The organism is Odoribacter sp. (genome assembly GCF_985060555.1).
In genome coordinates this window covers 22,940-32,157 of record NZ_CFKYFN010000102.1, presented here as the reverse complement: position 1 = coordinate 32,157, position 9,218 = coordinate 22,940, and the positions used below count along the sequence as shown (strand labels likewise).

Here is a 9,218-nt window from a genome sequence, read left to right as displayed (position 1 = left end):
GCGGAACTCCTCGCAGGCTCGTCAGACACCACCGGTCGGGCATTCAGAAAAAGCAAGACGACACCCGACAGAGCTCCAATGGTCCCCCAACACGAACACCTCCGACTTACGTTATCACTGCATAGGAAACGAACTGTGACCTGAAAAGTATAAACTTCTATCAAACAGCTGTTTTTCTGCCCCCCCTACATGAGGGATTAATTCAGCCATCGCTATTTTATAGAAATAATCCGATCAGGTAACCCAGGTATCCATACTCCGGTCAGGGTGGCCTGCTCTTTCATTCAATAAAACTTTCCTTCTTTGCCCTGTAGTGCTGACGGAAGATGCAGGGTTTTGTGGCGGAAGACCATTGGAGCAGGAACGAGGGTCCGGTTAGGTTTTCCGAACGCCCGACCGGTGGTGTCTGACGAGCCTGCGAGGAGTTCCGCCGGTCAGTGAAGGAAAGCCTTAGCGGACCGGTCCAGGCGAACCGGTCTGATGGCACAAAACCCTGCATCGGAATAGAAAGAAAAAATGAACCTACCATAGATTTGGAGAACGGGGAAATTAAAGTTTACTTTACTTTTTTCTTTTCCCCTTTCTCCGTTGCACCCAAGAAAACCTACATTTAGTGTAAACATGTATATAAATACCTATTTATCCCCATTCTATTTGTGTCTTTCTTTCAATACCCGGATGACATCCTCCAGCCCATATCCTTTGGCAATCAATAAAACCAGATAATGATACATCAAGTCGGCCGCTTCATTTAAAAACAAATCTTCATTGTCGTCTTTCGCTTCGATTACTAATTCCACAGCTTCTTCCCCAACCTTTTGAGCGATCTTATTTATTCCTTTGGAAATCAAACGGGCCGTATAGGACTCTTCCGGAGAATCATTTTTCCTTTTTTGCAGGAACTTTTGTAAGAAGAACAAAAAATCCGCCTCCTCATTCTTCTCTCCCCAACAGGTATCTGTTCCAGTATGGCAAGTCGGTCCGAGCGGTTTGGCTTTAACCAATAAAGTATCGCCATCACAATCGGCTTGTATGTCTTTCAGGTATAGAAAATGTCCGCTTTCTTCACCTTTTGTCCACAACTTTTGCCGGGACCTGCTAAAAAAACAAACTTTTCCATTCGTCAGGGTTAATGTCAAGGCCTCCCGGTTCATATAGCCGAGCATCAAAACCGTCCTGGTCTCTGCATCTTGAATGATAGCAGGGATCAAACCATTTTCGTCAAATTTCAAATTTTCTATTTCCATCTTATATCTTTTCAATTATTTACCCTCTTACCGTTATCCCGTTTTGCCGCAAGTAGGCTTTCACCTGTCCGACAGTCAGCCTGCCATAATGAAATACCCCGGCAGCCAAAGCAGCATCTGCTTTACCTTTTGTAAATACTTCATTAAAATCCGCTAGTTTTCCTGCACCACCGGAAGCAATGACCGGAACATTCACCAATCCGCTCAACCGGGCTATCGCTTCGCAGGCGAATCCCCGGTTCGTCCCATCATGGTCCATAGAAGTGAATAATATTTCCCCGGCTCCCCGCTCTCCGACTTCCAGTGCCCAAGTGTATAATTCTCTTTCAGTTCTTAGTCTTCCTCCTTTACTGTATACGCACCATTCTTCCTTTTCATATCGGGCATCGATAGCCACAACAATACATTGTTTCCCAAAATGATAGGCTAACCGATCGATTAAATCCGGTTCGGACAGAGCTGCCGAATTGACCGATATCTTATCCGCCCCCTTTTTTAATAAAGCCTCAACATCTGCCTCCCGGGCAATGCCGCCTCCGACAGTAAAAGGGACATCGACTGCAGTAGCCACACGCTCCACCCAGCTCAGGCGGGTACTCCGGTTGTCATTACTGGCAGTGATGTCTAAAAACACCAGTTCATCAGCACCGGCAACAGAATACTTCTTTGCTAATTCTACAATATCACCGGCATCTTTCAAATCGTTGAAATGCACTCCTTTCACCGTCCGTCCCTCTTTAACGTCCAAACAAGTGATTATTCTTTTAGCTAACAAAATCAAAAATTTTTAAGTGATTTCAAATCTATTTTCTTTTCATACAAAGCCTTCCCAACGACTACGGCTTCTACTCCAACTTCAGCAAGCTGTTGTAAATCTGCCGTTCCACTCACTCCCCCTGAAGCGATCAACCGAATCTCCGGATAAAGGCGAAGTAATTCCCGATACAAGCCGATAGCCGTTCCATCCATCATCCCATCCCGGGTGATATCCGTACACATCAAATGCCCGATCCGTCCCCGATAGGACTCAATCAATTGAAAAATCGTCGTATCGGTCACCTTTTTCCATCCCTGAATACACACCTTGGTATTCCAGACATCGGCTCCGATAATTACTCTTTCATACCCATACTTTTCCAGCCATTCAGCGGTTTGTTCGGGATTTGTCTGAGCGATACTGCCAATACAAGCATAATCAGCTCCCGCTTCAAACACACGACGCATATCCTCATCGGTTTTCACCCCTCCTCCAAAATCTACGGACAAACGGGTATGTTTACAAATCGTTTCAAGCACAGCCCAATTGACAACTCCCGACGCTTTCGCCCCATCCAGGTCGACCAAATGCAGCCGATCCAGTCCGGCTTCTTCAAACAGGCGTGCCATTTCTAAAGGGTTAGCCGAATATATCTTACACTGTCCATAATTTCCTTGAGTCAAACGGACACATTTCCCACCGATAATATCGATTGCAGGTATAATTTTCATTTTCAATTTTATACTATATCTAAAAAGTTCTTTATTATTTTTTCTCCGGCACCGGCAGATTTTTCAGGATGGAATTGGCATCCATAAAAATTATTTTTACAAATAGCAGCGGCGAAAGAACGCTGATAGTCGCAAGTTGCGATACAATAAGCTGTAACAGGAACATAATAGGAATGTACAAAATACATCCATTCCCCGGGATTTATCCCTTGAAACAAAGTAGTTTTCAGCTTCCGGACCGTATTCCACCCCATATGAGGCACTTTACAACTGTCTGCAAACTTCTTCACTTCCATAGGAAAGATACCCAATCCCCATGTATTTTCTTCTTCCGAAAACCGGCACATCAACTGCATCCCCAGACAAATTCCCAATACGGGCATTTCCAGTTGTGGGATTATCCGATCTAATCCTTTATCTTTCAATTGCTTCATGGCAGCAGCAGCTTGTCCGACACCCGGAAATATCACACGGTCGGCCCGGACGATCAGCCTGACATCACTACTCAAGACCGCCTGAACCCCTAAGCGTTGTAAAGCAGTCGTCACTGAAAAGACATTCCCGGCTCCATAATCGATAATAACAACTTTCATGATCTCCTATTTATCTGTACAATCATTTCGTCATTCCTAAACTAAGCGAGACAGCCCTTCGACGAAGGGATCCCTCCTCCGGTTTGCCGGATAGCCTGCCGTACGGCACGGGCAAAAGCTTTGAATACAGCCTCCAGAATATGATGCGTATTTTCTCCCTGGGCCGAGATATGCAGATTGCACAGCCCGCTCTGACAAAAAGAAGCAAAAAAATGCCGGGCCATCTCCGTCGGAAAATCTCCGACATATTCCCGTTTCAAAGTGACCCCCCATTCCAACCAAGTCCTTCCGCCGAAATCGAGTAATACCTCAGCCTTTGCATCGTCCATAGGCAAAGCAAAACCATATCTTTCGATTCCTTTTTTACTTCCCAGGGCTTTAGCGAAACACTCCCCCAATACAATAGCCGTATCCTCAACGGTATGATGCTCGTCGACCTTCAAATCTCCCCGTACTCCGATCTCCAGATCTACCTCTGCGTGCCGGGCGATTTGTTCCAGCATATGGTCGAAAAACGACAAACCGGTCTTTATACTGCAACAACCTTCCCCATTCAAATTTAAAGTAACAGTTACCTCTGTCTCCGCAGTTTTCCTACAAATCCGGACTTTCCGGCTTCCTGATATTATAAATCGGGTAATTTCCCGCCAGGAATCTGTATGCAATACCACCGGTAAATCGGTCTCCCGCCATTCTCCCAGCCAAATCCCTTTTATCCCCATATGAGCAGCCAGCTGCATATCGGTCTCCCGATCCCCGATCACATAGGAATTTTCAGTATCCAAATATTCATTCAAATATTTTTCTACCATCCCTATTCCGGGTTTTCTAAAACGGGAATATTCTTCCGGCCGGCTCGGATCGATACATATCTCGTCGAAAACGATCCCTTCACTTTCCAACACCTTCAACATCAATGTTTGCGGAAGCATAAAATCTTCCATAGGAAAATCGGCAGTCCCTAAGCCATCCTGGTTACTCACCATCACCAATCGAAAATCCGTATTCCCGGTAATCTCCCGCAGTGCTCCGATCACTCCCGGCATAAACTTCAGTTTTTCCGGCCGGTCCACCTGAAAATTGTCTGTCGGTTCTTTGATGATCGTACCGTCCCGGTCTATAAATAACATCTTTTTCATAAGGTATTCACTTCCATTACATTATCATATTCATGAAGAACTTCCAGCAACCGATCGTTCTCCTCCCGGGTACCGACAGTGATCCGGATTCCTCCTCCGATCAAAGGCGGAATATCCCGTAACCGTACAACCACCCGACAAGCAATCAGATAGCGATATAACTTCTGACAAAATTCAGTGATGACCAATATAAAATTGGCTTCCGAATCATATACTCGCCGGAACATACCCAACCCTCTCAATTCCCGGATCAGACGCTCCCGTTCGAGGATAATCCCAGTCCGCCGATTCTGGAAAAGATCATATTGCCGGAGAAGGGCCAAAGCGGTCTGTTGGGTCAGCCCCCCGATATTATAAGGAGCTTTCACCCGATTCAATATTCCGACTACTTCCGGATCGGCTAAGCCTATCCCCAAACGCAATCCTGCCATTCCCCAAGCTTTCGACAAAGTCTGCAAAACAACGACATTCCGGTATTTATCCAATAAATGCACCGCAGAAGGTGCGTCTGTAAAATCGATATAGGCCTCGTCGACGATCACCATTCCCTGAAACTCCCCACACAACCGCTCAATCTGCCCGTAAGGGATAACCTTCCCGGTAGGATTATTAGGCGTACAAAGGAAAATCAGTTTGGTGCGATCGTCCACTCGTCGTCTCAACTCGGACCAGTCGGGTAACAAATCGGCTGTCAGATCGATTTTTTTCACTCCAACCCGATTAATCGCAGCACTCACTTCATACATAGCATAACCGGGAGAAAAGACGACTATATTATCTTCCGCAGGTTCGCAGAAACTCCGGATCAATAAATCGATCAGCTCATCGCTCCCATTTCCCAAAATCATATGATCCACCTTCACTTCCTTCAGTCGGGCCAGTTCTTTCTTCAATTCCCGCTGATAAGGATCCGGATAACGATTCACTCCCGTATCGAAAGGATTTTCATTCGCATCGAGTAAAATAGCCTGTCCTCCTTCATACTCCTCCCGAGCACACGAATAAGGCTGTAATTCCCAAATATTTTTACGTATCAATTTTTCTATTTCCATAAATTTCCTCCCATTTCATTGTCCCTCCCTTTCACTTCCAACCTCCAGCCTTTTGCTTTTTTCACTTTTTACTTTCCCTCTTCTTTCCGTATCTCCACCGCCCTCCGGTGTGCATACAAAAGTTCATGCTCCGCCATAACCCCGATGGTCGGAGCCAGATCGAGCAGGCCTTCCCGGGTTATTTCCTGAAAAGTAATTTTTTTCACAAAAGCATCCACATTCACTCCGCTATATGCTTTGGCATATCCATGGGTCGGTAGGGTATGATTGGTACCCGAAGCATAATCTCCTGCACTTTCAGGAGAATAGTTACCCAGAAACACAGAGCCTGCATTTTTTATTTGTGGTATCGAATCGAGATAATTTTCCACACTCAGGATCAAGTGTTCCGGTGCATATTCATTTGCCAATTCCAAACATTCATCTACATTTTCCAGTACTATCGCTTTCGAATTTTCCAAAGCCTTCGAAGCGATAGTCTTACGGGGCAATACGGCCAATTGGCTTTCTATCTCTTTCTGAACCCGATCGACCAGGCAGCTGTCCGTTGTCAATAATATCACCTGGCTGTCCGGACCGTGCTCAGCTTGTGACAATAAATCTGCCGCTACAAAACGAGGATCGGCCGAACGGTCGGCAATCACCATGACTTCGGAAGGTCCTGCCGGCATATCGATTGCCGTACCATAATTACAGGCCAGCTGTTTTGCCGCTGTAACATACTGATTACCGGGACCGAAGATTTTATACACCTTAGGCACACTCTCCGTGCCGAAAGTCATCGCCCCGATAGCCTGTATTCCCCCGACTTTAAAGACTTTATCCACTCCGCATTGGCGGGCTGTCCATAAAATAGCCGGATGAACTCTACCTGAACGATCCGGAGGAGTACACAAAACGATTTCCTCACAACCGGCAATCCGGGCCGGAACGGCAAGCATCAATACGGTAGAAAACAAGGGAGCACTTCCTCCGGGAATATACAAGCCCACCTTTCCGATCCCTCTAGTCTCTTGCCAGCAACGGAATCCTTTCGGATTGACATATTCGTTCCGTCCGGTCAGTTGTAAAGTATGAAAGGCCTCAATATTTTGCCGAGCCTCCGTTATCGCCCTTTTCAAATCATTGTTTACCTCTCTTTCAGCTTCCCGGAATTCTGCTTCAGCCACCTGCAAGCGTTCTACTTTAGCCTGGTCGAAAAACCAGGTATATTTGGTCAAAGCCTTATCGCCGTCTTTCAGGACCTCTGCAAAAATAGCTTTACAGATTTTCTGCAGATCAGCATTTTCCATCCGAGGACGCTTCAATAAGTCCACCCATCTTTCCCGGACGGGATTTATTATTCTTTCCATAGCTATCTCTTTTTCAGTATTACAAAATCATTTTTTCAATCGGCACGATCAGAATCCCTTCCGCTCCGGCTTCCTTCAATTTACCGATTACTTCCCAAAACTCATTTTCATTCACAACCGAATGAACAGACACCCATCCGTTTTCGCGTAAAGGCATGATGGTAGGACTTTTCATTCCCGGTAAAAGCCGACAGATCCGATCCAAAGCTTTTTCAGGAGCATTCAGTAAAATATATTTGTTGTATTTAGCAGCCAATACAGCCTTAATCCGAAATACCAACTGGGCTAACAATTCCTGCTTCTCACCGCATAAACCGGAATTAGCCACCAAAATAGCCTGAGATTCAAAAATCTTATATACCTCTTTCAGGCCGTTTTTAAACAAAGTACTCCCGGAACTGACCAAATCACAAATCGCATCGGCCAATCCGATATTGGGAGCTATCTCCACCGAACCGGAAATCTCATGAATCTCAGCCTCTATATCGTTTTCCGTCAAAAAATCTTTTAAAGAGTTCGGATAAGAAGTCGCAATCTTTTTCCCCTGTAAATAAGAGATGTCCTGAAAATCGACATTTTTAGGTACAGCTATCGATAACCGGCACCTGGAAAACCCCAGGTCGAGCACATGACGGATACCCGTTTTTTTCTCTTTTTCCGTATTATCCCCGATGATGGCAATGTCGGCCACCCCATCTCGCACATATTGCGGGATATCGGAATTCCTCAAATACAATACATCCAATCGGAAATTAGAGGCCTGGGCCATTAACTGATCTTTTCCGTTGTTGATAGATATCCCGCATTCTTTCAGTAAAGTCAGGGAATCTTCATTTAAACGGCCGGATTTCTGGATTGCAATTTTTAAGTTTATCATAACGCTATTTAGAGTTAGCGCCCGACTGATCCGGGCAGGCAAAAAACAAAAAAAGCCCGCCTGAATCAGGCGAGCTTATTATACTTTTATTGAAGACCGAACAGCATAACAACATCATCTCACCTGAAACAGTGATGGCAATGATGATGGTTATGATGTAAACTATTTCTCATTTTTTCTTTTTATCGGAACAAATGTATGACAAAAAAAGAATATTGCAAATATTCCGAACAGATTTTGATTCTATTTTTTACTTATCCGGCTTGTCCGGCAACCGGATGAATCTTTGGGCGAACCCGTCGGCATTCCCTGCTACATTATTTCATTCCAACATTCTCCACGCCCCATCGCTGTGTCGCAATCACTTCCGGGGAAATTTGACACTTTTCCATTAACACAATCAGTAAACCAACCATTATAGTCCATACAAACATTAGGATTAAAAGTACAACGCCCATTATTTATACCAAAAGCATTCGAGCAATTTTTACCACCATGATTTGCCATACAAGAAATTTTGCCACCATCTCCTCCTTCACTTCTCGTTTTTATTTTCACAACCTCGTCACAACATTCATTACTATTTACAATTTGCTCTCCTAAATCAAAAACACATAAATTATAACTTGCACTTTTTGTCCCCCACATACCCTCTATTTAGTATATTCCTATTGGTTAATAATGGCGTTGCTAAAAATAATTTATCACCTTCAATAATATTTGTACCTGTTCCTCTAACATATTCTGAACGTTTTCTTCCAATAACTGCCACGTCAACCTCATCCAAATTAATAACATCATCAGTTTTGACAACACCTTTTTCATCAGCATAATATATCTTACCATTACATTTGACAATAGCTGTATGTAAAGGAAAATATACTCTAAAAAAACTACCATCTTCTGCTATATAGTAATTCGAAGCCTTTTCTTTAATTATAGGTGTAAGTTCTTTTATTTTAATTCTTTCATTTTCATCTGAAACATAAAATGTTTTAAAACCAATTAATTTCAAATCTTGCTTATTGACAGACAAAGATTTTGCTAAATTTATTTCAACTTCCAAGCTGTCATTAGAATTTTCTAATTTAGTACCTTGTCCACAACCCCAAATAAAAATCAGACACAAAACAGAGATTAACAAACAATACAAATTTACCTTCTTCATAACGATTGATTTAACATAATTTTCATTGATTAAAACTCATATAAAATATAATCACATTACATATTTGAATTTATTAAACAAACATAAAACAGTATTAAACAAACAATGCTAAGAATAAACACAACAACTGACCATTTTTTCATTAGTTTATCTTTTTTAATAAGAGCATAAACAATACCCACAATTGACGCAACAATTATTCCCGCAATTATTCCAATAATACCTTGTATTGCAATCCCAACAATGACGATGATTACCATAGTCATTAAAATTCTGTTTCTCATAGTTATTACTTTCAATTA

11 protein-coding genes are annotated in these 9,218 nt (G+C 43.3%); all 11 read right to left on the bottom strand.

Annotated elements, in window-relative coordinates:
• Positions 1 to 650: 650 nt before the first annotated feature.
• Positions 651 to 1,247 carry a bifunctional phosphoribosyl-AMP cyclohydrolase/phosphoribosyl-ATP diphosphatase HisIE gene (gene hisIE, locus AC5RDS_RS14025; RefSeq protein ID WP_013612294.1) on the bottom strand — a complete coding sequence of 199 codons (597 nt, stop codon included), beginning with the start codon at positions 1,245 to 1,247 and terminating at the stop codon, positions 651 to 653.
• Between the two features lie 19 nt (positions 1,248 to 1,266).
• Positions 1,267 to 2,022 carry an imidazole glycerol phosphate synthase subunit HisF gene (hisF, locus tag AC5RDS_RS14020; protein WP_046404265.1) on the bottom strand — a complete coding sequence of 252 codons (756 nt, stop codon included), beginning with the start codon at positions 2,020 to 2,022 and terminating at the stop codon, positions 1,267 to 1,269.
• Between the two features lie 2 nt (positions 2,023 to 2,024).
• Positions 2,025 to 2,735: a 1-(5-phosphoribosyl)-5-[(5-phosphoribosylamino)methylideneamino]imidazole-4-carboxamide isomerase gene (gene hisA / locus AC5RDS_RS14015; protein ID WP_046405011.1), complete on the bottom strand. Its 711-nt coding sequence runs from the start codon at positions 2,733 to 2,735 to the stop codon at positions 2,025 to 2,027.
• Positions 2,736 to 2,743: 8 nt separating this feature from the next.
• Positions 2,744 to 3,328 carry an imidazole glycerol phosphate synthase subunit HisH gene (gene hisH, locus AC5RDS_RS14010; RefSeq protein ID WP_172720489.1) on the bottom strand — a complete coding sequence of 195 codons (585 nt, stop codon included), beginning with the start codon at positions 3,326 to 3,328 and terminating at the stop codon, positions 2,744 to 2,746.
• Positions 3,329 to 3,369: 41 nt separating this feature from the next.
• A complete protein-coding gene (gene hisB, locus AC5RDS_RS14005) occupies positions 3,370 to 4,467 on the bottom strand; it encodes a bifunctional histidinol-phosphatase/imidazoleglycerol-phosphate dehydratase HisB (RefSeq protein ID WP_172721228.1) in 1,098 nt (365 codons plus the stop codon).
• Positions 4,464 to 5,519: a histidinol-phosphate transaminase gene (hisC, locus tag AC5RDS_RS14000; protein WP_306442719.1), complete on the bottom strand. Its 1,056-nt coding sequence runs from the start codon at positions 5,517 to 5,519 to the stop codon at positions 4,464 to 4,466. The genes hisB and hisC overlap by 4 nt, the downstream gene beginning before the upstream one ends.
• Before the next feature lie 68 nt (positions 5,520 to 5,587).
• Entirely contained in the window at positions 5,588 to 6,871 is a 1,284-nt protein-coding gene (gene hisD, locus AC5RDS_RS13995; RefSeq protein WP_195329138.1) for a histidinol dehydrogenase, read from the bottom strand.
• 19 nt (positions 6,872 to 6,890) lie between these two features.
• Positions 6,891 to 7,748 carry an ATP phosphoribosyltransferase gene (hisG, locus tag AC5RDS_RS13990; RefSeq protein ID WP_013612301.1) on the bottom strand — a complete coding sequence of 286 codons (858 nt, stop codon included), beginning with the start codon at positions 7,746 to 7,748 and terminating at the stop codon, positions 6,891 to 6,893.
• A 312-nt stretch (positions 7,749 to 8,060) separates the two neighbouring features.
• Positions 8,061 to 8,396, bottom strand: a complete 336-nt coding sequence (locus tag AC5RDS_RS13985; protein WP_147348249.1) for a hypothetical protein — start codon at positions 8,394 to 8,396, stop codon at positions 8,061 to 8,063.
• The gene (locus tag AC5RDS_RS13980) at positions 8,368 to 8,916 is read right to left on the bottom strand and encodes a hypothetical protein (RefSeq protein ID WP_195329137.1); all 549 of its coding nucleotides are present in this window, start codon (positions 8,914 to 8,916) and stop codon (positions 8,368 to 8,370) included. The genes AC5RDS_RS13985 and AC5RDS_RS13980 overlap by 29 nt, the downstream gene beginning before the upstream one ends.
• Positions 8,917 to 8,972: 56 nt before the next feature.
• The gene (locus tag AC5RDS_RS13975; RefSeq protein ID WP_118104541.1) at positions 8,973 to 9,200 is read right to left on the bottom strand and encodes a hypothetical protein; all 228 of its coding nucleotides are present in this window, start codon (positions 9,198 to 9,200) and stop codon (positions 8,973 to 8,975) included.
• Positions 9,201 to 9,218: the final 18 nt, after the last annotated feature.